23 protein-coding genes are annotated in these 22556 nt (G+C 48.1%); 9 read left to right on the top strand and 14 right to left on the bottom strand.

All coding sequences use genetic code 11. The annotated features are described in order from the left end of the window. The first annotated feature begins 338 nt into the window (after positions 1-338). From ABF463_RS02575 to ABF463_RS02565, 3 genes are all read left to right on the top strand, one after another. Complete coding sequence (locus tag ABF463_RS02575; RefSeq protein ID WP_415531977.1) at positions 339-2540, top strand: heavy metal translocating P-type ATPase; 2202 nt, start codon at positions 339-341, stop codon at positions 2538-2540. Between the two features lie 70 nt (positions 2541-2610). Beyond that, positions 2611-2820 carry a heavy-metal-associated domain-containing protein gene (locus ABF463_RS02570; protein WP_415531976.1) on the top strand — a complete coding sequence of 70 codons (210 nt, stop codon included), beginning with the start codon at positions 2611-2613 and terminating at the stop codon, positions 2818-2820. Between the two features lie 100 nt (positions 2821-2920). Beyond that, positions 2921-3433, top strand: coding sequence for a ferritin (locus tag ABF463_RS02565; protein ID WP_415531975.1), 513 nt, complete (start codon positions 2921-2923; stop codon positions 3431-3433). A gap of 180 nt (positions 3434-3613) precedes the next feature. Here the strand turns inward: ABF463_RS02565 and ABF463_RS02560 are convergent, their stop codons facing one another. From ABF463_RS02560 to abc-f, 6 genes are all read right to left on the bottom strand, one after another. Next, the gene (locus tag ABF463_RS02560; protein ID WP_415531974.1) at positions 3614-4339 is read right to left on the bottom strand and encodes a Bax inhibitor-1/YccA family membrane protein; all 726 of its coding nucleotides are present in this window, start codon (positions 4337-4339) and stop codon (positions 3614-3616) included. Positions 4340-4437: 98 nt separating this feature from the next. Beyond that, a complete protein-coding gene (msrB, locus tag ABF463_RS02555) occupies positions 4438-5406 on the bottom strand; it encodes a peptide-methionine (R)-S-oxide reductase MsrB (protein ID WP_415531973.1) in 969 nt (322 codons plus the stop codon). 28 nt (positions 5407-5434) lie between these two features. Further along, complete coding sequence (locus ABF463_RS02550) at positions 5435-6202, bottom strand: methyltransferase domain-containing protein (RefSeq protein WP_415531972.1); 768 nt, start codon at positions 6200-6202, stop codon at positions 5435-5437. A gap of 39 nt (positions 6203-6241) precedes the next feature. Next, on the bottom strand, positions 6242-6868 hold the full coding sequence (locus ABF463_RS02545; protein WP_415531971.1) for a response regulator: 627 nt from the start codon (positions 6866-6868) through the stop codon (positions 6242-6244). After that, positions 6865-7935, bottom strand: a complete 1071-nt coding sequence (locus ABF463_RS02540) for a sensor histidine kinase (RefSeq protein WP_415531970.1) — start codon at positions 7933-7935, stop codon at positions 6865-6867. Before ABF463_RS02540 ends, ABF463_RS02545 begins: the two co-directional genes overlap by 4 nt. Before the next feature lie 130 nt (positions 7936-8065). Then, positions 8066-9553 carry a ribosomal protection-like ABC-F family protein gene (gene abc-f, locus ABF463_RS02535; protein WP_415531969.1) on the bottom strand — a complete coding sequence of 496 codons (1488 nt, stop codon included), beginning with the start codon at positions 9551-9553 and terminating at the stop codon, positions 8066-8068. Positions 9554-10035: 482 nt separating this feature from the next. Between abc-f and ABF463_RS02530 the strand changes: the two genes are divergently transcribed. From ABF463_RS02530 to ABF463_RS02520, 3 genes are read left to right on the top strand one after another with little or no spacing between them, the layout of a single operon-like run. Continuing rightward, a complete protein-coding gene (locus ABF463_RS02530) occupies positions 10036-10968 on the top strand; it encodes an ATP-binding cassette domain-containing protein (RefSeq protein ID WP_415531968.1) in 933 nt (310 codons plus the stop codon). A gap of 14 nt (positions 10969-10982) precedes the next feature. Beyond that, the gene (locus tag ABF463_RS02525; RefSeq protein ID WP_415531967.1) at positions 10983-12134 is read left to right on the top strand and encodes an ABC transporter permease; all 1152 of its coding nucleotides are present in this window, start codon (positions 10983-10985) and stop codon (positions 12132-12134) included. After that, a complete protein-coding gene (locus ABF463_RS02520) occupies positions 12121-13284 on the top strand; it encodes an ABC transporter permease (RefSeq protein ID WP_415531966.1) in 1164 nt (387 codons plus the stop codon). The genes ABF463_RS02525 and ABF463_RS02520 overlap by 14 nt, the downstream gene beginning before the upstream one ends. A gap of 157 nt (positions 13285-13441) precedes the next feature. On the opposite strand, the gene ABF463_RS02515 is transcribed toward ABF463_RS02520, so the two are convergent. From ABF463_RS02515 to ABF463_RS02505, 3 genes are all read right to left on the bottom strand, one after another. After that, positions 13442-13897 carry a desulfoferrodoxin family protein gene (locus ABF463_RS02515; protein ID WP_415531965.1) on the bottom strand — a complete coding sequence of 152 codons (456 nt, stop codon included), beginning with the start codon at positions 13895-13897 and terminating at the stop codon, positions 13442-13444. Between the two features lie 223 nt (positions 13898-14120). After that, positions 14121-14573: an S-ribosylhomocysteine lyase gene (locus ABF463_RS02510; RefSeq protein WP_415531964.1), complete on the bottom strand. Its 453-nt coding sequence runs from the start codon at positions 14571-14573 to the stop codon at positions 14121-14123. A 76-nt stretch (positions 14574-14649) separates the two neighbouring features. After that, a complete protein-coding gene (locus ABF463_RS02505) occupies positions 14650-14898 on the bottom strand; it encodes a Smr/MutS family protein (protein WP_415531963.1) in 249 nt (82 codons plus the stop codon). 299 nt (positions 14899-15197) lie between these two features. On the opposite strand from ABF463_RS02505, the gene ABF463_RS02500 reads away from it, so the two are divergent. Next, positions 15198-15446, top strand: a complete 249-nt coding sequence (locus ABF463_RS02500; RefSeq protein ID WP_415531962.1) for a hypothetical protein — start codon at positions 15198-15200, stop codon at positions 15444-15446. An 84-nt stretch (positions 15447-15530) separates the two neighbouring features. Here the strand turns inward: ABF463_RS02500 and ABF463_RS02495 are convergent, their stop codons facing one another. Beyond that, positions 15531-16160 (bottom strand): cytidylate kinase-like family protein, encoded by a 630-nt coding sequence (locus ABF463_RS02495; RefSeq protein ID WP_415531961.1) that lies wholly within the window; start codon positions 16158-16160, stop codon positions 15531-15533. Positions 16161-16466: 306 nt separating this feature from the next. Between ABF463_RS02495 and ABF463_RS02490 the strand changes: the two genes are divergently transcribed. Then, a complete protein-coding gene (locus ABF463_RS02490; RefSeq protein WP_415531960.1) occupies positions 16467-17291 on the top strand; it encodes a Cof-type HAD-IIB family hydrolase in 825 nt (274 codons plus the stop codon). Positions 17292-17537: 246 nt separating this feature from the next. Further along, positions 17538-18143: an NYN domain-containing protein gene (locus ABF463_RS02485; RefSeq protein ID WP_415531959.1), complete on the top strand. Its 606-nt coding sequence runs from the start codon at positions 17538-17540 to the stop codon at positions 18141-18143. 83 nt (positions 18144-18226) lie between these two features. Here the strand turns inward: ABF463_RS02485 and tyrS are convergent, their stop codons facing one another. Genes tyrS through ABF463_RS02465 form a run of 4 tightly spaced genes read right to left on the bottom strand, consistent with a single transcriptional unit; the run spans position 18227 to position 22523 of the window. Further along, positions 18227-19453: a tyrosine--tRNA ligase gene (gene tyrS / locus ABF463_RS02480; RefSeq protein WP_415531958.1), complete on the bottom strand. Its 1227-nt coding sequence runs from the start codon at positions 19451-19453 to the stop codon at positions 18227-18229. A 7-nt stretch (positions 19454-19460) separates the two neighbouring features. Then, a complete protein-coding gene (gene recN / locus ABF463_RS02475) occupies positions 19461-21167 on the bottom strand; it encodes a DNA repair protein RecN (protein ID WP_415531957.1) in 1707 nt (568 codons plus the stop codon). Between the two features lie 54 nt (positions 21168-21221). Continuing rightward, entirely contained in the window at positions 21222-21674 is a 453-nt protein-coding gene (locus ABF463_RS02470; protein WP_415531956.1) for an arginine repressor, read from the bottom strand. Between the two features lie 3 nt (positions 21675-21677). Then, complete coding sequence (locus tag ABF463_RS02465) at positions 21678-22523, bottom strand: NAD(+)/NADH kinase (RefSeq protein WP_415531955.1); 846 nt, start codon at positions 22521-22523, stop codon at positions 21678-21680. Positions 22524-22556 lie beyond the last annotated feature (33 nt).

Raw genomic sequence — 22556 nt, 5'->3', positions numbered from 1 at the left:
GCCATTAAGATACAGTACTATATTATACAACCATTTATAATGGCTGTCAACTCTTTCTTTGCATAAAACAGCATAAATATCATATGAAATGGGCAATGCCCACGGGAAGCAAATTTTTCTTTCCGTGGGCATTTTTATATCTGCATACACCTGCCGAACAAAAAACAAAGCCCATCAATGCAGCAGGGAAAATATGATGGGTTTCATATCATTATCACTTGACGTATGCATTAGAATGGCTTAATATAGAATTCATAAACAACACCTTTTCAGTATACCATAACCGTTCGGAAACAAACTTCCTATTCAATATCCCAGTGAACAAGCAGGAGGACAACATGACTGTGAAAGAAACCTATGCCATTACAGGTATGAGTTGTGCCGCGTGCTCCGCACGCATCGAAAAGAAGCTCAACGGGCTGGATGGCGTGACTGCCGCAGTCAATCTTGCCACCGAAAAAGCGACTGTAGAATTTGACCCCGAAAAAACCAGCACGACATCTATTATCAAAGCCGTCAAAGCCATCGGCTATGGCGCTATCAAGGAAGACGCGCATTCGGCGGACAAGGAAAAACATGCGCGAAATCGGCAACTGCGCATACTCAAAATCACTCTGGCAGCATCCATTGTTCTAACCGCTCCGTTTGTTATCAGTATGATACTTGAAATGCTGGGGCTCCACGGCTTGCAAAGTCCCATTCTCCAATTATTGCTGGGAACCATCGTTCAGCTTGGTATTGGCTGGCGGTTCTACAAAAACGCATTTCTTGCGCTCCGCTCGCGCAGCGCAAACATGGACGTGCTCGTCGCACTTGGCACCTCTGCCGCCTATCTGTTCAGTGTGTACAATGTCATTTGGGTATGGCCCCATACCCAAATGACTGGGATGAACGTGGGCATGCCCCATCTGTATTTTGAGACGTCGTCTGTCATTATCACACTCATTCTGCTTGGAAAATATTTTGAGGCGGCGGCCAAGAACCGAACCGGCGACGCCATCAAAAAGCTGATGGGCTTACAGGCCAAAACCGCACGTGTATTGCGTGACGGTGAAACATGTGACATCCCTGTAGCGGACGTGGTCGCGGGCGACACAGTACTCGTCCGTCCCGGTGAAAAAATACCGGTAGATGGAAGAATACTGGAAGGCAATTCGGCGGTGGATGAATCCATGGTAACCGGTGAGAGCCTTCCGGTAGACAAAACTATAGGCGATGCCGTCATCGGCGCAACCATCAATAAATTTGGTACTTTCCGATTCGAAGCCACGCGCGTAGGCAAAGACGCGGCATTGGCACAAATTATTAAAATGGTTGAGGATGCACAAGGCTCCAAGGCGCCCATCCAAAAAATCGCGGATAAAATATCAGGGATCTTTGTCCCGGTTGTGCTTGGCATCGCGCTTATCACCTTTCTGTTACATTTTCTAATCACACGGGACTTTACGTCTGCTATCATCAGCGCCGTGGCGGTGCTGGTCATCGCCTGCCCTTGTTCGCTGGGCCTCGCCACACCGACTGCAATCATGGTGGGCACAGGCATTGGCGCATCTGCCGGCATCCTGTTTAAGGGGGGCGAATTTCTGGAGACCGCCGGAAAAATCAACACCATTGTGCTGGATAAAACAGGCACAGTCACCAAAGGACGCCCTGAGGTGACCGATGTTGTCCCATTTGGCCTCACGGAATCAGAGGCCCTGCGGCTTGCAGGCGCTGCCGAGAAAAATTCCGAACACCCACTCGGGCAGGCCATTGTTGAAGCCGCTTCCAAACAGGCAGTCCTCCCCTACCCCGATGCGTTTGAAGCTGTACCAGGCAAGGGAATTATAGCCATGGTGGAACAACGCCATCTGCTGGTGGGCACCCGTTCGCTCATACGTGAGGCGGGGCTGGACATTTCTGCTGCTACGACCATCATGGAAGGTTTTGAGAAAGACGGCAAAACCGCTATGCTGCTTGCCAATGAAAAACAGGTTCTCGCTGTGATCGCGGTAGCCGATACCATCAAGGATGGCTCAAAACAGGCTGTCGAGCAACTTCACGCAATGGGGATAGACGTCTATATGCTCACTGGCGACAACACCCGCACCGCCGCCGCCATCGCCAAACAAGCTGGCATCACTCATGTGACGGCAGAAGTTCTGCCGGAAAATAAGGCAAGCGTGGTTGAAAATCTGCGCAAACAGGGTAAAATAGTAGCTATGGTAGGCGATGGCATCAACGATGCACCCGCTTTGGTTACTGCCGACATTGGCATCGCCATGGGAACCGGTACCGATATTGCCATCGAGGCCGCCGATATCACCTTGATACGCGGCAATCTGGAATCCATCCCGCAGACCATAGAGTTATCACGCCGCACCATGCGCAAGATTCGGCAAAATCTGTTCTGGGCATTGTTTTACAATGCCGTGGGCATCCCATTTGCCGCACTCGGGTTTCTCAACCCCATGATTGCAGGCGCTGCCATGGCATTCAGCTCCGTCTCAGTCGTAACCAATTCTCTCAGCCTGCGGCGGTATAAGCCCACGGCGAGATGAATGCAAACCAATCTGCTGTATCTGCATACAGGTTTAAACGAGGGTTTATCTTAACAAGGAGGTATTTTATATGAAAATCAAAGAGGATATCACAGTCAATGGTATGAGCTGTAAGCATTGTGTCAAAGCGGTGTCCGAGGCAGTTAAGGATCTTGATGGCGTCAAAAAAGTGAAAGTCGATTTGGAAGACAAGCGTGCCACAGTGGAATATGACGACCAGAAGGTCAATCTTGAAACCATCAAAGCCGCCATCACAGAAGCAGGATACACCGCCGTCTGATTTTTTGCTTACCCAATTTTGCGTACACAGCATAAGGACTCTGGTACAATACAGCAAAAGGTGATATACTGTGGACAATTTATTACAAGGAGTGAACGATATGCTGAAACCTGAAATCCAAGCCTTGATCGAGGATCAAGTCAATTATGAGTTCTTTTCTGCTTACATCTACCTTGGCATTCACGTGTATTACGCGGACAAAAATCTAAACGGATTTGCCAACTGGTTTCAAATCCAGACCCAGGAGGAACGTGACCACGCCATGTTGATGGTGCAATACCTGCTCAACAACGGCGCAACTGTCAAGCTTCCAGAGGTACATGCCGTCGTTTCCCAATACAAAACGTTCGACGCGCCGCTGAAAGCCGCATACGAGCATGAATTAGCAGTCACTTCCCGCATTCATAACATCTATGATGCCGCTTTAGCCGCCAAGGATTTCCGTACCACACAGTTCTTAGACTGGTTTGTCAAAGAACAGGGTGAAGAGGAAAAAAACATAGAAGATGTCATCAAGCGATATGACTTATTCGCCAACGACACCAAAGGGCTTTACAGCCTGGATGCGGAATTGGCAACACGCATTTATACACCGCCTACGCTGGTCCTATAAACTGTTTTTCACACAGAAAGCCCGTCCGGAAAACCGGACGGGCTTTCTGTTAAGGTCATAATGCTTCCGCTGGCTCTGCGGCCTTCCGCCGAGCAAATCAGTATAGCAAAGATTCTGACCAAAAAAGAGGAGGAGAAGAAACGACGCATTCTGAGCATAAAAATGTAATGTGTGCGTAAATCAATTGCGTATTTTTGAAATCAACCTCAAGACCTCCAGATAGAGCCAAACCAGTGTTAAAATGATTCCAAACCCGAAATACCATTCCATATATTTTGGAACCCCGTATTTCTCTGCGTCGGTGATATTTTGAAAATCCAAAAAGAAATTAAGAGAAGCGATAAAAACAATAACAATGCTCACCAGGACGCCAATCCAACCGGTGTCATTCAAAAATGGGACTTGATAGTTGAAAAACCTCATGATAAGATCAATCACATAAATAGCGGCAACTCCACCGGTAGCTGTTAAGACGACAGTACGGAACCGACGTGTAACTTTTATCAATCCAGCCCGAAAACAAAACAGGCTAATACCCAAAATGGCCACCGTCATTACAATGGCATCGAATACGATTCCGTTGTAAAGACCCGCGTAGATTTTAGAGATGATACCAAGCAACAAACCCTCCACGATCGTATACGCAGGGGCTGTGATGAATGCGGCCTTCGGTGCAAAAATGGTGATGATGCTTAGGGCTGTGCCGATTATTACTAAGCCAATCAACAGTCCGTAAGATACGGCAGATACGGAAAGGAAAGTAAATGCACCGCTGAGAACCAGCAGCACCGCAAGAAAAATGGCTTTATTCGCCGTGCCCTTTATGGTGAGCGCTTCATATCCATCTTCCTGGTGAACCCTTTTTAAAACATCTTCTCTAAATGCAGGATTTGACAATTTGGGCATCTTGATCACTCCTCAACTTATCAATAAAAAGCGATTTGGGTTGCTTGCAAAAAGACTACTGCAAGTCCTCCGTCTTATATAGCAAAATAGGTCTTTCCTTACCGCACAACATGCAGATAAGCGCCATATCCCAGCCGTATCATCTCCGCACAGGGAACAAAACGCAGTGCGGCGCTGTTGATGCAATATCGAAGGCCGCCATCCTCTTTGGGGCCGTCGTCAAACACATGTCCCAAATGTACGCTTCCTTTCCCACTTTTCACCTCTGTGCGCAGCATTCCATGGCTGGTATCTGTTTTCTCTTGAAGATTCGCACCGCTGATCGGCCGGGTGAAACTGGGCCACCCACAGCCAGATGCAAACTGGTCGGTGGTGGCAAAAAGCGGTTCGCCAGTCAGGATGTCTACATAAATTCCCGGTTCTTCATTGTCCCAATACGCATTTTGGAAGGGCGGCTCCGTCCCGTTTTCCTGTGTGACAGTATATGACATTGCGGGTAGCGTTTGCCTAAGCGTTTCCTTGACGGGAGCCTGCATGTTTTCCGGTTTCCACTCCCCATGTGCTGGAACAATCAAGCTCATGTCGATGTGACAGTATCCGCCCGGGTTCTTTTCCAGATACTGTTGATGGTACGATTCCGCAGGATAAAAGCCGTTTAGCGGTTCCACTTCTGTAACGATACGCTGTTTATACTTATGCTGTTCCCGTGCGACGGTTTTTTGAATGACGGGCAGGTCGACCTCATCACGGTAATAGATGCCGGAGCGATACTGGTTACCCACATCCCCACCCTGCCGATGGTAAGCAGTCGGGTCAATGATACGAAAAAAGAAACACAGCAGCGCCGTCAGGGAAACCTGTTCTGGATCGTACTGCACTTCGACCGTTTCCGCGTGCCCCGTCACCGAAAGTTCTTCATAACGCGGATGCTCGGTGTGCCCGTTTGCATACCCGGCAGTCGCATGGACTATCCCTGGAATGTGCCTGAAAAACGCTTCCACGCCCCAAAAACAACCGCCCGCCAGCCAAATTTTGCGGGCATCGGACGTCTTATTTTGTTCATCCATCTTCATGTACCTCCTGTCGCCTGTATCATCACGCAATAGCTACAAAAAAGAAACGGGGAAAACGGAAAACAACATCCCCATTCTTCTGTTTGGGATACCGCTCTCTGATTTGCCGAAAAACTTCCTGTTCAAAATCCATTTTGCGCTCTTCCGGCAAAACGGACAAATAGGGGCGCAAACCCGTGCCGCGATACCATTCCAGAATATCTGCATGAGAATGCAAGATATGCAGATAGGTCGTCTGCCACACAGTAAAATCTGCCGCAAATTCGGCGAGCAGATCCACATATTCATTCTGCTTTAAATTATAGAAAACGCGCGGATGCAAAAATGCATCCTGCCATTGCGGACTGGAAACTATCTCCATAACAATCTGATGAATCGGTTCCTCATAATTCATCGGAGTCTGAACGGCCAGCACACCGCCTGTGCGCAGCAGCCCTAACATGTTCCGCAGCAGATGCGGATGATCGGGAATCCATTGGATACAAGCATTGGAAAACACGACATCAAAATTACCGGGCAGTTCACTCAACCGGCTGCCTGCATCCAGCACGTCAAACCGCAGATCCGGATGTGTTTCCCGGGCAGATTTCACCATTTCGGCAGAGCTGTCGATACCAAGGATATCCGCGTTGGGGAACCGCTCTTTCAGCACACGCGTGCTGTTGCCCGGTCCGCAGCCGATATCCAAAATACGCTGCGGGTCCGGCAGCGCAATACGCATAGCCAGATCGATCGACGGCTGCGTACGTTCGCGTTCAAATTTCAGATACTGGCTGGCATCCCATTTCATCAAAGCTTCTCCTTTTAATCTGTCCAAAAATATCAGTTTTTACTGACCGCGTCCGCATTTATAATAAAAAACCGCAAGCTGCGTGCGCCCATGCAAATGCAATTTTTCCAGCATAGTGCTCACACAGTTGCGCACAGTGCCCTCACTCAAGAAAACGCGGGTGGCAATTTCCTTGTTGCTCAGTCCTTCCGCTATAAACTCAAGCAAACCACTTTCTCGTTCCGTCAGGCCGTATGCCGTGAAATCCGGCCGCACATTCCCAAAATAAGAAGGAATCCTGGCAGTTATATCTTCGCCAAATACCGTTTGCCCTGCATTTACGGCTTTCAATGCGGGTACGATGCATTCAAATTTTTGCTTGAGCAGATACCCTTTCGCACCGATACGCAGCGCCTCAATGATGTAATCGTCATCTGCAAAAGTGGTCAGATACAGAATACGGGCATCCGCTTCATTCCGCAGGATTTCTTTGCCTGCATCCAGTCCTGTCTCACTTCCCATGCGAATATCCATCAGCAGGATATCGGGATGCAGCTGCACATATAACCGCACAGCTTCTGCCGCACAGTTTCCCGTGCCGCAGACAGTGATATCGTCGTCGGCTTCCACAATGGTCTTGAGAGACATGCTGACCAACGGGTCGTCATCCACAATCAACACGGTCATATTACGTCTCCTTTTGGGATGGTCACGAACACGGTAAATCCATTGCCGCCGCCAAAACGCACCCGACCGTTCAGGCTTTCCACTCGTTCGGTGATGTTTTGCAGACCAAGGCCTGTATACTGCACACCGGCCGGGACATGACCGTTATCCTGCACGATGAGCTGAAAAAATCCCGGGTGTTCCCGTAATAGAATATGCACGGCTGTCGCATCGGAATGCTTCATAATATTGGAAAGTGCTTCTTTCAGCACAAAAAGCAGCGCAATCTGAACAGTGTTTGCCGGATTGTTGTCTACATCGTATTGCAATTCAGCCGGACAAAAACGGAACGCATCCGTCAGCCGTTCCACCTCCATCCGCAGGTCGAGCGACTGGTCGTGCAGGTTGTGGATATCGGCACGGATACTGTCCATCCCGCGCGACAATGTCTTTTTGAGCGTCTGTAGATTATTTTGCAGGGCGCTTTCCCGGGTAACAGCGAGCAGCGCGCCGATTTGCAAAATGGCACTGGAAAGCAGATGCCCCACCGTGTCGTGGATATCCCGCGCGATACGGTTGCGTTCGGTCAATGTCGCCAAGCGGATCTCGTATTCCTGCTTTTCCAGCAATCTGTGATTTTTTTGCACCAGATCCAGTTCCATCTCTTTTGCACTGTCTCGCATAGTCGCAGCTTGTGCGAGCAACGCTTCAAATGCCTTGGTGCGGCGCCGCATAAAATAGGAAACTACTCCGAACAAGATAATCCACGCAAACAGACTGGTGTCACCCAGCCTGCATACGGCACCCAACGGAATCAAAGCCAGCAAAAACAGCCAGCGTTTGCCGCCAAAAAAGATATCATAACAAATAAGCGGTAGAAAATAGACGGCAGGCGGCATAAATAGGCAGAGCACCAGATAAAAGACAAACAGAAGCCTTCTCAAGTTTTCTTTCCCGCATAAACTCAAGGCGGCGCCAACGATCACGGCAAGCAGCACAGGCACCACAGAATACGTGTTCCAGACATTTTCCAGATACCAGATGGCGCACAGCAGGAACAGCACCCCTTTATCCAGCAGACGGTTCATTGCCGCTCCTCCCTTGTTCTTCTGCTCAAATAGTAGCATATCCACACATAATGTACAAGCGGACGTATCCCGCCACAGTGAGGAGGGCGGCGCAGACGCACAATAACTCTCCATATTGTCTGGCGACAACTCACAGCGTAATGATTTTTGTCGCAATGTTTTCAATAAAAGAGCGATCATGTTCCACAAACAAAATCGTTGAACGGCAGGATTTTAAAAGCTGCTCGATTTGGATACGAGAAAAGATATCGATGTAATTCAGAGGTTCGTCCCAGATATATAAATGTGATTTTTCACAAAGGCTTTTCGCTATCAGAACCTTTTCCTTTTGACCGCCACTGAAATCGTGCATATCTTTTTGAAACTGTATACGGCTGAAATCCAGTTTGCGCAAGATTGCTTTGAAAAGGCTCTCATCCAAACCGTTTTCCGCCGCAAAGGCCGAAAGACTTCCCTCCAAAAATGAAGTATCCTGCGGAACATAGGATATATCAAGATTGTTTCCTCTTTTAAAATGACCGCTGAATTCAATCATTTTTCCATGAATTAATTTTAAAATACTGGATTTTCCGGAGCCATTTTTTCCGCAGATTGCAATCCGGTCACCCTGCTCAATGGTAAAGCTTACATCGGCGACCACCTTTTTGCCGCCATAAAGAACAGATACATGTTCCAGTGTGACAAGCCTGTCTGCGTGATAGGAAAGCGGTGATATTTTCAGGCTTTCAGCGCTTTCGATATTATGAAGAAGCTCTGCCTTTTCTGCAATCGCCGCCTGCTGCCTGTGCTGGATACTTTTGCTGCGCTGCATCATTTTTCTTGATTTTTCGCCGATAGCCGACCTTCTCGCTATGTTTTTCTCTGTTTTGCCTGGAACAAATCCTATTTTAGTACGCTCGACTTTGTCCGCCCATTCAGCCGTCCGTTTTGTTGCGGTATGCAGGTGTTTGATGTCTTTTTTTAATTTTGTATTTTCGGCAAGTTCAAAATTATCCTGCCTTTGTTTGTTCTCCCACCAAGAAGAAAAGTTACCCTTTTGAATATCGATCGTATCCTTGTTTATAGATAATATGTGATCAATACAACCATCCAAAAACACGCGGTCATGCGAAACAAGAATAAATCCTTTTTTCTTGTTCAGATAACTACTTACCAACTCCCTTGCAGCCATGTCCAGATGATTCGTAGGCTCGTCAATAAGCAGAAAACTGTTTTTCTTGAGAAAAAGCGCCGCCAAAAGCACCTTCGTCTGCTCCCCATTGCTTAATGTGCAAAAAGGGCGGTACAGCACCTCCTCAGAGATACCCATCATGGACAATTCACGCGCAAGTTTCCAATATGGATAGCCGCTGTCAATGCTCTCAATGACATGTGCTGTGTTCTGGGATTTATCCGGCACCAAAAAAGGAAAATACTCAAAATCAACGTTTGTCGAGATCGTGCCTTTGTATTCATATTTACCCAGCAACAGATTTAGAAAAGTAGTCTTGCCACGGCCATTGCGGCCGGTAAAGCCCAATTTCCAATCAGTGTCTATCTGAAACGAAACATTTTCAAAGACATTATCAAAACTGTTCTCATAGGAAAAAGTCAAATTGGAAATACTGATTAATGACATGGATGTTACCTCCGTATACAACAATGAGCTGCAAGAAAGCGGATTCTTGCAGCCCAAAAATACAGAGGAAACACCTGAACAGATATGTGTCCCCTTGCGTTTTTAAGAGTGAGAGAATACAACAACTTTCTTGCATAAGCACAACAAAACAAGCGGTTTCACCACTGTGTATTTCCTGTACCTGATTCATTCAGCAAGAAAATTGCGCATTTTTCCAACTCCCATTTTTTAATGATAGAAATAGTATATCCCCTCGATGGCCCTGCTGTCAAGCCGCCATAAATCACTTTACATTTTTAAAATATTATGTATTGTACACAGGCTGCTGTCAACGCAGCGTCCACTTGCGTTTCAACCGACTGGCACCTCTGTGACATTTGTCATGCCAAGATAGGAGGAGTGACACTGTATAGGCAAGGCCCTCCATGCTATACTCTTTATGTAATAAGCCAACGCGCAAAATCAAAACGGAGGAGAACGGCATGGTAGTAGAAGTCAAGAATCTGGTCAAGAGGTACGGCGATCTTGTCGCACTCGACCATTTCAATCTGGAGGTAGCGGAAGGTGAAGTCTTCGGTCTGCTGGGCCCGAACGGCTCGGGTAAATCAACCTCTATCAACTGTATCCTGTCTTTGCTGCAGTACAGCAAAGGGGATATCCGTATTTTCGGCAAACCAATGCGTCCGGATGCTTACGACATCAAGCGGGATATTGGTGTCATCTTTCAAAACGTGGCGGTGTTCAACGAACTGACAGTCTATGACAACATCAACTATTTTTGCGGCCTGTACATCAAAGATAAAAAGGAATGCGCCAGACTGGTGGACGAAGCCATCGCGTTTGTCGGGCTGGAGGATTTCAAAAAATTCTATCCGAAAAAATTGAGCGGCGGTCTGCTCCGTCGCTTGAACATCGCCTGCGGTATCGCACACAAACCGAAGCTCATCATTCTGGATGAACCAACCGTAGCGGTTGATCCGCAGAGCCGCAACAAGATTTTGGAGGGTATCCAGGAACTGAACCGGCAGGGCGCGACCGTCATCTACACATCGCACTACATGGAAGAAGTCGAGCAGATCTGCACCCGCATCGCCATTATGGATAAAGGGAAGATCATTGCCACCGGCACCACCGACTCACTGCGGCAACTCATCAAAACCGGTGAAAAGATTGTAGCGGAAATCATCGGCGCGCCCGCTATACAGGTGGAAGCCCTGCGCGCTTTGCCGCGTGTGACAGACGCTTCCTACGAGAACGGGACATTGACAGTAAAATCCGAACAGGGGCGCAGCAATCTGCCGGAAGTGCTTGACTATTTGAAGGCACACGACATTGATTATGGACGTATCTATTGTGAACTGCCCACACTCAACGACGTATTTCTGGAGATTACCGGCAAGCAGCTGCGCGACTGAAAGGAGAAAAGCATATGTTCGCACATATCTACACACACCGCCTGAAGTGCCAACTGCGCGACCGCTCCAATCTCTTTTGGTCGATCATCTTCCCATTGGTGCTGGCCACGTTTTTCTCCATGGCATTTTCAAACATCGGCAAGTCGGATATGTTCTCCGAAATCCCGATTGCGGTGGTCAACAATCCGGCCTATCAGCAGGATACATCGTTCCAGCAAGCCATCCAGAGTGTTGGCAGCAAACAAGCCAATGGAACAAAAGCGCTGTTCAAGGTGCAGCTTTTGTCTCAAGCGCAGGCCGACGATGCACTGAAAAATAACAAAATAGACGGATACATTTTGCCGAGCGATTCGGATGAAAATATGCAGGTCATTGTAAAAGAAAGCAACACGGGGCAAACCATCCTCAAATCATTTGTGGACGAATATCTGCAATACACTGCGGCATACAAGGATATCGCCACGCAAAACCCAGCCGCTATGCGTACCGCCATGCAGGTGAAAACGCAGGCGTTTATCCGCACGGTGTCATTGAGCAAAACCACACCTAAAGCCTCCGTGACCTATTTCTATGCGCTGATTGCCATGGCCTGCATGTACGGCAGCTTTTGGGGCCTGCGGGAAATCAATGCCGTACAAGCCAACCAGACCATGCAGGGCGCACGCGTCAACATGGCGCCGGTGCATAAGACCCGCGTATTTTTCGCATCCCTTTGCGCCGCACTCACGGTGCAAACGGCAGGTGTTTTCCTGCTGGTCGGCTACATGCGATTTGCGTTGAACGTGCAGTTTGGTTCCCAAACCGGCTATATCCTGCTCGCGTGTTTTGCGGGTTCGATGGCGGGAGTCCTCTTTGGGGCGGTCGTCGGTGCGGCACTCAAAATCGGTGAGGGCTTGAAGATGGCCATTCTAATAGGCCTGTCCATGCTCCTTTCTTTCCTGTCCGGCCTGATGTACAACAAAATGATTTATATTATCGAAACTCATATACCCCTTTTGAACCGCATCAACCCTGCTGCCCTGACTGCCAATGCATTCTATTCTCTGTATTACTATGATACCCCCGGCCAGTATCTGCGCAACGTCGGGCTGCTGTTTGTTATTTCCGGCATATTTTTTGCCATCATCTATTTCGCGTTGAGGAGGCAGAAATATGAGAGTCTATAAAACCTGCTTTCAAGTGATTTGGAAGCGCCTGCCCGCGTTGTTCATCTACCTGTTCATCTTCCTGGCTTTGGCTATAATGCTTTCCAAACTGAACAACGGCAGCGGCATCATGAACTTTACCGCGACCAAAAGCAATGTTGTTATTTATAACAATGACGGCAATTCCGCGATCTCCGCAGGGCTAAAAGACTACCTTGCCAAGAACGCGGTGTTGGTTTCCGTCCCAGACAACAAGCGTGCGATACAGGATGCTCTTTTCTTTTATCAGGCGGACAGCATTCTGCGCATCCCGTCCGGGTTCTCCAAAGATCTGACGAGCGGTACGGCAAAAATCAGCCGTTCCTCACGGTCGGATAGCACCAGCAGTATTTATACAGATTACCTCGTCAACCGTTATCTCAATCTGGCAAACCTCTATGCACAAAGCCTGCCAAACCTGTCAGAAGAGCAAATCGCCACGCAGGTAAGCGCCACCTTGCAAAAACAGTCAACGGTCAGCCTGCACACATTTGGGCAAAAGGACACTACCAGCACTGCTGCTTACTATTTCCGATATCTGGTTTACGCGCTCATTGCAATTTTGATTTTATCCACATCCACGGTGTTGTTTACATTCCAGAAAACGGACCTGCGCCGGCGCAACCTGTGCGCGCCCATTGCGGGGGTATCCACCAATATACAGCAGATGCTTGCGGTCTCGACTTTTGGTTTGGTCGTCTGGGCTATCATGTGCGGTCTGGGGATCGCCATGAACATCCATTCTTTAAATGCAACAGCCGCATTACTCTACCTTGTCAATTCTCTGGCCGTCATGCTTGTCGGTCTGGGAATCGGTTTTTTGGTAAGCAATCTGGTCAAAACCGACCAAGCTGCTAGTGCCGCCTCCAATGTGGTCACGCTTGGTATGAGTTTCCTGTGCGGCGTATTCATTCCGCAAGACATGTTAAGCAGCAGTGTGCTGAACGCGGCCCATTTTCTGCCGGCCTACTGGTATGTACGCGCCGTTGATACCATAGACAGCCTGTCGGTATTCACCGTTTCCTCTGTTACGCCCATCATACAGGATGTACTCATCCAAGTTGCTTTTGCCGTCGCATTTTGTGCCATCTCACTTTTGCTCTATCGGCAAAAACAAATGAGCAGTAATTAAACGGTTTCATCATCAAAAACCGAAGTTGCATCACAACCTCTTTATAAATCAAAACGCCAAAGCAGCCAACACCTTTTTGATGTTGGCTGCTTTGGTATTTTACAGGGTATTTGCTACATCCTTGTATGCTATAGGTAAAATTCTTCGCAAACGACGGTCAGCCATCTGTTTTCCAAAGCCCGTGCAAATTGCAATGTGCATATACAGTGACTTTTTTATTTTTCAGCGACCAGGAAGCTGTGGCTGACTCTTTATGGGGTCTAGTCATTTTACCGGAAGTGTCTTCCTGCAAAAAAGAAGCTGGTTCAAACACAGCCCGGGCAGCCTCCCCCGGGTTGAGGATGGTGGAATGCAGCACTCCATCAATCTCCAGCCCAATCCAGTCGATAAAATGTTCTGCGGACATGGGGTGCGCCGTTTTACCAACATGCACTACCAGTTTGCCATCCACCTGTTCCAAGACCGGCAGATGTTTTTCCAAAGAAGCGTCGGTAGAATTGACAGCCAATTTGACACGGCTGCGGCCACAACAATCCAGATAGGAATCGCCGTCTTTGGACTCTATCACATAGTCTTCACACGCGTTGCAACGAAATATCATCCTGTCCTTCATAGCCTTGCCGCTCCTTTCTGCGGCTGACAGACCACTGTCAGCCGGTGTCACAAAACCATCGGGTATTCTCTGCGTCATGCCATGAACCATCTGATGCGTTGATTATATACTATAATGGTATACTTGTCAATAATGTATACGGATTTGGTGGATATTGTGCCTCAAAAAAACCCGCCTAAGGCGGGAGAAATCAAACACGATACCCAAACTGGATAACGTCCCTTTAATACTGCAAGGTGGCTGGTGTTACATGCTGCATAACATCCAGATAGATTTTCGATTCACGTTGCGCACCAACAAGGTCATGATTGAGATAGTTACCGCACTCGTTTCGTGCCGACCCAGGAATGACGCCTTTAAAATCCAGAATGAACTGAAGGGCCTTGCGCGTGAGATCGATAGCGGTTTCATGCGGCAGGTCACGCGTAATGAAATAAAAACCGGTACGGCAGCCCATCGGTCCAAAATAAACAATTTTGTCCGAAAACGGGGTGTTGCGGACATAAGTAGCAAACAAATGCTCAAACGTGTGAATCGCCGCGTTATCAAGGTAGTCCCCCGCGTTTGGAACTTTGAAACGCAGATCATACGTGATGATATCGCCGTCGATACGAGAAATATACATCCCTTTTTTCAAGGTATCGTGATCTACTTGAAAACTTGCAATTTTATCCATGTGGTAAAACTCCTTTACATCCAGCCCCGTCCTCGGTCAAAAACCTGCGGGTAGGGTTACGCTTTGTCCATTCAAATTAAAAAAGATATAATGTTGTGATTCCCGGATTCAACGACAGTGCTTTGCTGCGAATGCGGTGGTGCTTCAGCCTCTTTCGCACCATATCCCGCAAAACCGTGCCGGAAGAATACCCGTGAATAACCACCACTTCTTTTACATTACCGTTTGCATCGCTGAGAAAATGCTCCAGGTATTTTTTGGCTTCTTCCTGGTGCATGGAGTGGATATCAACCTCCACCCTGCAAGTACTCAAAAAATGCAACACAACACATCGGCTCCAATCACGCACCACTCTAAATTTTAACATAGCGAACCTACAGAGCGCTACGCTTTTTCTTATTCTATCACGATGCTGCCATTTTTGCCAGAGAAGCAAGCAGAGTTTTTGCGCATTTCCTTTGCAATTTTAATATATGCACAGAACGGCCAAAATAATGCAACAAAATTATGTACTATATCTATAGGTTTTGCCCATACATTGCAGTATACTATATACAAAACAAATTTTGTCTCACATAAATCAAACCGATATAACAGATTTTTAATCATCAGGGGGGAATTCACATGTCACCAAAAATTCGCGCTCCTTTTGGGGAGAGTACATCATCCACAGTAAAAACCGTCATTATGATCGTTTCTATTTTTGCCTCTTTGTGTTTGATCGTCGGTCTTTTCTATGCGTTTTTCCAAAAATGCGACCACATGAAATTCGCTTATATCAAAAAGCACTTTCAGAATACCCATAAGCACACACTCGATGACGACATCGATGGAACCGCAACAGATATTGATGCGGAAGAATCCGCTGATTGATTACAACTCAAAACACAGACAAAAACCCCGCCGTCGGCTTTGAGAAGTCGGCGGCGGGGTTTTGCATACGGCCTAACCGATATTTTAAATGTCCAGTTTAGAGCGGATGCACTGAATGGCGACCTGTGCGGCAAGATTCAATCCTACCGTAGACGTATTGATGCTCAAATCATACAAGCGAACATCCAGCCCATCCGTTTTGGTAAATGCGCGGTTGAAAGCGGCTCGCTCTTTGTCATTGGCTTGTATTTTAATCTTGGCATCCTCTTCGCTGATTTGAAAAATGGTCGCGACCCGCTTGATGCGCTCCGAAAGATCAGCCATAATAAAAATACTAACATGACGGGGATGCTCCCGCAAAACGTACCGTCCACCACGCCCCAGAATAATTGCCGGGCTTTCTTTTACGATACGCGTGATATATTCGGATTCCAGAAAAAATAGTTCCTTATCGCTGGGATAGTATTGCAGTTCCCCGCCTGCCAGCGGCTCGGTGTACAACTGCAAGCGCGTAAATTCTTCCCAGAAAGAAGACAGTCGCTCATCGCGATGTTCCAGGTCCTCCTCTGCCACGTTGAGCTTATTCGCTACCTGTTTGAGGATATCCCTATCCACGAACGGGATGTTAAACTCCTCGGATAGTTTCTTCCCAATATAAGACCCACCGCAACCCAGTTGATGGCTGATCGTAATGACATATGGCTGTTCTTTCATGGTTGCCTGCCTCTTTTCAATGATGTTTGATTTGATGAATCTAACTACAAGCGTTAAAAGAGATTTGTGCTAAAGAGTAAAATGTTATTACATTTACATAGTATAATCCCATATAGGCACAGAGTCCATGTGTAATTTACACAAAAATATCAATTATTTTTGTAAAGTTCAACGTTGTGGCATTCTTTTTTGCAAAATTGCTTTTTTTATCTTATGAATTACGCTATACTGATGATGTGTGGCAGCCCAATCTCTATGCCCACAAAATCGGCTGATACAATGCACTTACATATTGGAGGATTTTTTATGGAATACAAGGTGCTTGCCTTAGATATTGACGGCACTGTCACAAATTCTGAAAAGCAAATCACGGAAAATACCAAGAACACTATTTTACAAGCACAGAAACAGGGCATAAAAGTGGTGCTGGCTTCCGGGCGTCCGGCACACGGTGTAGCACCGTTGGCACACGAATTGGAATTGGATCGCTATGAGGGTTACATTCTTGCGTTCAACGGCGGAAAGATCATTGACTGCAAAACGCAGAAAACGATTTTCGAACAGGTTATCCAACCTGAATGGATCTCGAAGTTATATGATGCCGCAACAGAAAACAACGTACACATCCTCTCCTATACGGAAGATGGAAATACTGTCATTACCGAGCATCCGGACGACATCTATGTACAGCTCGAATGCCGTATCAACAATCTGCCCTTGCGTCATGTCTCTTCTTTCAAGGAATTTGTGCGATATCCGGTCAACAAATGTATCATGACAGATGAAGGCGATGTATTGGCAAAGGTAGAACCACGCGTCAAGGAATTTGTAGACGGGCAGCTCAATGTCTTTCGCTCTGAGCCTTTCTTTCTGGAAGTAATGCCCAACCATGTCGATAAAGCATTCGCGCTGCAAAAACTGCTGGAGACCTTAGGGTACACCAATAAAAACCTGATTGCCTGTGGCGACGGTTATAACGATGTTTCCATGTTGGACTTTGCAGGCCTAGGCGTGGCCATGGAAAATGCGCAGGATACCGCCAAGAAGGTTTCAAATTTCATTACGCGTTCTAACGATGAGGACGGTGTAGCCTACGCCATAGACAAATTTATTCTGGAAACAGTCAGGTGAGCTCGCAAAAGGGTTCTATTTCTTGTTGCAACTTGTATGCAGAACACATTGTCTGTTGAACAAATTTTGTTTTTTATGTAAAAATCTACACAAAATTTGCGTTTTTCCTTGTAATTTTGCATTTGTGGAGTATAATATGTGATGTGAGAATGGTTCGTGGCCTTAGTGGCCCGTACTGTCCAGATCTGCTGGAAAGACCTGCTTAGCTTTTTAGCTGACGGGTCTTTTAGACTTAGAGGAGTATTTATGCAACGTGTGATGGTTTTTATCGACCAGCTAAATTTTGAAATTGCCCTGCTCAATTACTACCGAGAAAGCGGCTCACAGGCTCCACGTCTGGATTATAATGCAATTCCGGTGGAGTTAACCAAACTGCTCCCCGGTGAGAATCACCTTGTCAAAACATTCCTGTTTGTCCCTAAACCCGATGAATTTCTCATGAACATCCCGCGTTGGCAGCATTACAGCAACTGGATTAACGGCATGAAAAACCAGCATTATTTTACGGTCATCGAAGGCTCTTATGTGGCACGCCAGATTGATGAAGCAATCCCCATGGATGTGAGCGATCACCACACTTACTACAAAGAAGAAAAAGGAACAGATATCAATATTGCCGTGCACGTCATCACCAAAGCATTTATGAATGCATATGACACTGCTCTGATTCTCAGCGGTGACAGCGACTATGTGGCTGTATTGGATATTCTGAACATGCTTGGCAAAACCACCGTAATTGCTGGTGTCAAAGGCCAAAATATTTCCAAACTCCGAAAGAATTGTGATGACAGCTATATTATTGATGATTCATTTTTTCAGAGATGCTTACGCGATGATACCAAACGTGTTTGACATATAACCTTTGTCGGTTTTTTAGTATAACAAAATACGTCCCGCACTGATTTAACGGTGCGGGACGTATTTTGTTATGTCGGTTATTTTGTCAACGTGACTTTGTGAAAGACTTTTTTTCCTTTTCGCAGGATATAATCCGTCTCAAATTCTGCCGCGGTGAACGCCTGTGAAAACGATGTGACCTTCTGGTCATTGACGCTCACACCGCCCTGTTCCACCAAGCGGCGCGCCTCCCCGCGTGATGATGCGAGACCGCAACGGATCAGCACTTCCACAATGGTAATCTGCCCATCGTGAAAATCGGTCTGTGCCAGAGCAGTAGAGGGCATGTTCACACTGCTGTTTCCCGCGCCGAACAGCGACCGGGTCGTTTCCAAAGCTTTATCGGCTTCTTCTTTTCCGTGCACCTGTTTGGTCACTTCATAAGCCAACAACTCTTTTGCACGGTTGAGTTCGCTGCCCTCCAGTACCGATAATTTATCAATTTCTTCCAACGGTACAAATGTGACCATTTTTAAAAGCCGAATAACATTGCTGTCTTCAACATTCCGCCAATATTGATAAAAATCGTATGGCTTTGTCTTTTCCGGGTCGAGCCAGACTGCTCCGCCCTGTGTCTTGCCCATCTTTTTTCCTTCACTGGTGGTCAAAAGCTGGAATGTCATCCCATAGGCTTCTTTGCCCATCTTTTTGCGGATAAGCTCAATGCCGCCGATGATGTTAGCCCACTGGTCATCCCCGCCAAATTCGATCTGGCAGTCATAATCAGTAAACAGGCGATAAAAGTCATAGCTCTGCATCAACATATAATTAAATTCGAGGAACGACAGCCCACGTTCCATCCGCGTCTTAAAGCATTCAAACGTCAGCATCCGGTTGACGGAAAAATGCACGCCTACCTCGCGCAAAAAATCCACATAGTTCAAGTGCAGCAGCCAATCGGCATTGTTCACCATCAATGCCTTGCCATCGGAAAAGTCAATGAACCTCGCCATCTGCTTTTGAAACCGGTCAATGTTATTTTGAATGGCTTCGGGTGTAAGCATCTGCCGCATATCGGTGCGGCCGGTGGGGTCCCCTACCATGCCCGTGCCGCCGCCAAGCACCGCAACAGGCCGATGTCCCGCGCGCTGCATATGCGCCATAATCACCATTTGCAGAAAATGTCCGACATGCAGGCTGTCCGCTGTAGGATCAAAACCAATATAAAATGTGATGGGTTTGCCGTTGATGAGTTCCCTGATCTTCTCCTCGTCCGTCATCTGTGCGATTAGCCCACGTGCGGACAGTTCCTCATAAATGCCCATAATTCGTCTACTCCTCTATTCGTAATCCCGTCGTGGTCGAGGCAATGCCCGCCGCCTCCAGCATTTCCGCCGCATTTTGCAAGGTAAGAGGTGTGATAGCGGCCCCGCCGATAATACGCGCCAACTCCCGCTTACGCCCCTCAAAATCCAGCACGTGTAGCCGGGTAAATGTTTTGCCTGTCTCTACGGTCTTTTCTATCAAAATATGCCGGTCGGCCTGCGCCGCAATCTGCGCCAAATGCGTAATGCAAACGATCTGCCGCGCCGCCGCTACCTGCTTGAGCTTTACACCGATTTTGTAAGCCGCGCGTCCGCTCACGCCGGTATCAATCTCATCAAAAATCAAGGTGTCAATATCATCTACATCCGCCAAAACATTCTTAATTGCGAGCATGACACGCGAAATCTCGCCCCCAGAGGCAATCTTCACCAGCGGACGCAGCGGCGCACCGGGATTTGCCGCAAACAAAAATTCAACGCCGTCGACGCCATCCGCCTCCAACCGTGGCAGCGGTGAGATCTGCACATGAAACCGTACATTCGGCATCTCCAGAAAAGCTAACTCTGCCCGGATCTTTTCCTGCATCTTTTGTGCGGCTTTTCGTCGGCTTTCCGTCAGATTGGCTGCTAACTGTTTCGCCTGCGCCGCCAGTATTTTACCCTCCCGGCGCAATTGATCCGCCTGCTCATCCGACGATGAGATGGCCGCCAGCTCCTGTTCGGCCCGTTCCGCAAATGCAAGAATATCCTCCACCCGTTCGCCGTATTTTCCTCGCAGCCGGAAGATGGTGTCCAGACGCTCCTCAACAGCATTCAATCTACGCGGGTCTGCATCGCTGTCGTCAAGACGGTTCTGCAATTCGGCGGCGCAGTCCTGCAACTCATACCGCAGATTTTTCAGACGCTCGACCAGCGGTGCCAAAGGCGGCAGCAAATCCGCCACCGACTGCATGACATCCGCCGCCAGTTCAGTCAGTGCCTCTGCGCCCTCCATGTCTTCCCCGCCCTGTAGCGCTTGCAGTGATTCCTGCAAAGAACCGGTGATTTTCTCCGCGTTGATAATCTTCGCGCGTTCCTCTTCAAGTGCCTCATCCTCACCCGGCTGCAGATCGGCCTGCCGAATCTCATCAATCTGATATTGGAGCAAATCCAGCCGCCGCGCTTTTTCCGCGTCGTCCATCGTCAGCTTTTTTAGTTGCACGCGCAGCCGCCGCAATTTTTGATAAATTTCCCGGTACGACCGCAAAGCAGTCGTATTCTCTGCGTAAAGATCCAGATACCGGATATGATTTTCGGGAGACAGCAGTGTCTGATTATCATGCTGCCCATGGATGTTGACCAGAAGCCGCCCAATTTCCCGCAGGATGGAAACTGTAGCCGGTCTGCCCGCGATGCGGCAATTTCCCCTCCCGTCAGCCGTAATTTCCCGGGAAATAAGCAGGCTGCCGTCCTCCTCACAGGAAAATCCCAGCGCTTCTACCTGTGTGCGAACACGCGCGGGAACAGCAGCGAACAATGCTGCAACATGCGCCGCACGTGCACCCGACCGTACAATCTCCCGCGAGACACGCTCGCCAAGCGCCAGATTGATGGAATCGATCAAGATGGACTTGCCGGCACCGGTTTCACCCGTGAGAACATTTAATCCACCCGCCAATACCAAATCCGCTTTTTCGATAACCGCTACATTTTCGATATGCAGTTGTGACAGCACGGCATCCACCTGCCTTTATACAAATCTAAAAAAGTCGAACAGCGTGTGAAGAAACTACATGTGTGTTTTTTGTTCCAGCGACATGCAGAGACTTTTGGCATCTTCCTCGGTACGCATAATGACCAAGATGGTATCATCTCCCGCCAGTGTACCCACAAGACCCTGAAAATGCATCGTGTCCATCGCAGCGCAGACGGCGTTAGCCAACCCGGAATAGCATTTGATAACGACCTGATTGAACACGGCATCTATTTTCACTACAGATTCTTCCAACAGAATATCAAACTTAGAGGAAAGTTCTCCGTTCTCTATCTTAGGCGCCGTATAAATATATTTCCCGCTGCCGGAGAGCGTTTTAAACAAACGCAGTTGTTTAATATCTCGCGAGACGGTGGCCTGCGTAACCGGATAACCGTTTTCGCGCAGCAAACAAAGCAACTCATCCTGCGTGGATATTTCATGCGTCGAGATGAATTCCAGGATTTTTTCATGCCGCCCCTGTTTCATGGCTTAAATACTCCTTTCATTCATTTTGTCATTAAGCACCTCATAAAACGAGATATCTTTCAACCGCACCAGGTGTGTTTTGCGATCCGCCCGCCTCACCTGCACCCGCATCCCGTTCTTCAGCCTCATGACCTGTTTGCCGTCCACAAGCAAATGCGCTTCACGTTCCTCCAGCTGTTCCGGCGCCATACCGATCTCTGCATCCGGAGAAAAAAGGATTGTGCGTGAGATTAAAGAGTGAGGACAGATCGGTGTCAGCCCAATGCTTTCAAACTCAGGGTCGATGACAGGCCCCCCCGCCGACAGGGAGTATGCCGTGGAACCGGTAGGCGTGAAAACAATCAGACCATCCGCACGGTAGTTGCCCACCAGCCGTTCGCCGCAATTGACGCGGATATCGATCAAGCGGGAAATTGCACCCTTGGAAATCACAACATCGTTGAGGGCGCGGGAAATCGGTGTGCCATCCACAGATACTTCCAACATCATACGGCTGTCCCGCTCATAGTCACCATGCACCAGTCTTGCCAGCCGATCCAGTTCGTTGAGTTCCAGCCCCGCCATGAAACCCAGCCGCCCTACATTGATGCCAAGCACCGGTAATTGCCGCACCGCAGCGAGTTTTGCGGCATGCAGGATGGTGCCGTCTCCGCCGAGAACGACGATGAGGTCAGCGGTATTATAAATTTCATCTGCTTTCAAAAATTGAAGACCGCTCAGGCACACCTGTGCAGCCGCAAAGTCCGGTATCAAAACGGAGCCTTCCAGCTCCAGCAGCCGGCGGCAGACTTCTTTCGTATGGACAAAGCCTTTGTCCTTTTCAGCACTTGGAATCACGCCAAACCGCATTCTTTTCCTCCTTTGCCGCCACACCCGCAACCT

This window comes from Ethanoligenens sp., from assembly GCF_047718355.1.
Taxonomy (GTDB): domain Bacteria; phylum Bacillota; class Clostridia; order Oscillospirales; family Ethanoligenentaceae; genus Ethanoligenens.
The sequence above is the reverse complement of the archived record's forward strand: the minus strand, read 5'-3'. Positions and strand labels throughout refer to the sequence as shown.

Coding starts and splice junctions, on each gene's coding strand:
- ABF463_RS02575 (WP_415531977.1), top strand. CDS start 339: ATGACTGTGAAAGAAACCTATGCCATTACAGGTATGAGTTGTGCCGCG.
- ABF463_RS02570 (WP_415531976.1), top strand. CDS start 2,611: ATGAAAATCAAAGAGGATATCACAGTCAATGGTATGAGCTGTAAGCAT.
- ABF463_RS02565 (WP_415531975.1), top strand. CDS start 2,921: ATGCTGAAACCTGAAATCCAAGCCTTGATCGAGGATCAAGTCAATTAT.
- ABF463_RS02560 (WP_415531974.1), bottom strand. CDS start 4,339: ATGCCCAAATTGTCAAATCCTGCATTTAGAGAAGATGTTTTAAAAAGG.
- msrB (WP_415531973.1), bottom strand. CDS start 5,406: ATGGATGAACAAAATAAGACGTCCGATGCCCGCAAAATTTGGCTGGCG.
- ABF463_RS02550 (WP_415531972.1), bottom strand. CDS start 6,202: ATGAAATGGGATGCCAGCCAGTATCTGAAATTTGAACGCGAACGTACG.
- ABF463_RS02545 (WP_415531971.1), bottom strand. CDS start 6,868: ATGACCGTGTTGATTGTGGATGACGACCCGTTGGTCAGCATGTCTCTC.
- ABF463_RS02540 (WP_415531970.1), bottom strand. CDS start 7,935: ATGAACCGTCTGCTGGATAAAGGGGTGCTGTTCCTGCTGTGCGCCATC.
- abc-f (WP_415531969.1), bottom strand. CDS start 9,553: ATGTCATTAATCAGTATTTCCAATTTGACTTTTTCCTATGAGAACAGT.
- ABF463_RS02530 (WP_415531968.1), top strand. CDS start 10,036: ATGGTAGTAGAAGTCAAGAATCTGGTCAAGAGGTACGGCGATCTTGTC.
- ABF463_RS02525 (WP_415531967.1), top strand. CDS start 10,983: ATGTTCGCACATATCTACACACACCGCCTGAAGTGCCAACTGCGCGAC.
- ABF463_RS02520 (WP_415531966.1), top strand. CDS start 12,121: ATGAGAGTCTATAAAACCTGCTTTCAAGTGATTTGGAAGCGCCTGCCC.
- ABF463_RS02515 (WP_415531965.1), bottom strand. CDS start 13,897: ATGAAGGACAGGATGATATTTCGTTGCAACGCGTGTGAAGACTATGTG.
- ABF463_RS02510 (WP_415531964.1), bottom strand. CDS start 14,573: ATGGATAAAATTGCAAGTTTTCAAGTAGATCACGATACCTTGAAAAAA.
- ABF463_RS02500 (WP_415531962.1), top strand. CDS start 15,198: ATGTCACCAAAAATTCGCGCTCCTTTTGGGGAGAGTACATCATCCACA.
- ABF463_RS02495 (WP_415531961.1), bottom strand. CDS start 16,160: ATGAAAGAACAGCCATATGTCATTACGATCAGCCATCAACTGGGTTGC.
- ABF463_RS02490 (WP_415531960.1), top strand. CDS start 16,467: ATGGAATACAAGGTGCTTGCCTTAGATATTGACGGCACTGTCACAAAT.
- ABF463_RS02485 (WP_415531959.1), top strand. CDS start 17,538: ATGCAACGTGTGATGGTTTTTATCGACCAGCTAAATTTTGAAATTGCC.
- tyrS (WP_415531958.1), bottom strand. CDS start 19,453: ATGGGCATTTATGAGGAACTGTCCGCACGTGGGCTAATCGCACAGATG.
- ABF463_RS02470 (WP_415531956.1), bottom strand. CDS start 21,674: ATGAAACAGGGGCGGCATGAAAAAATCCTGGAATTCATCTCGACGCAT.
- ABF463_RS02465 (WP_415531955.1), bottom strand. CDS start 22,523: ATGCGGTTTGGCGTGATTCCAAGTGCTGAAAAGGACAAAGGCTTTGTC.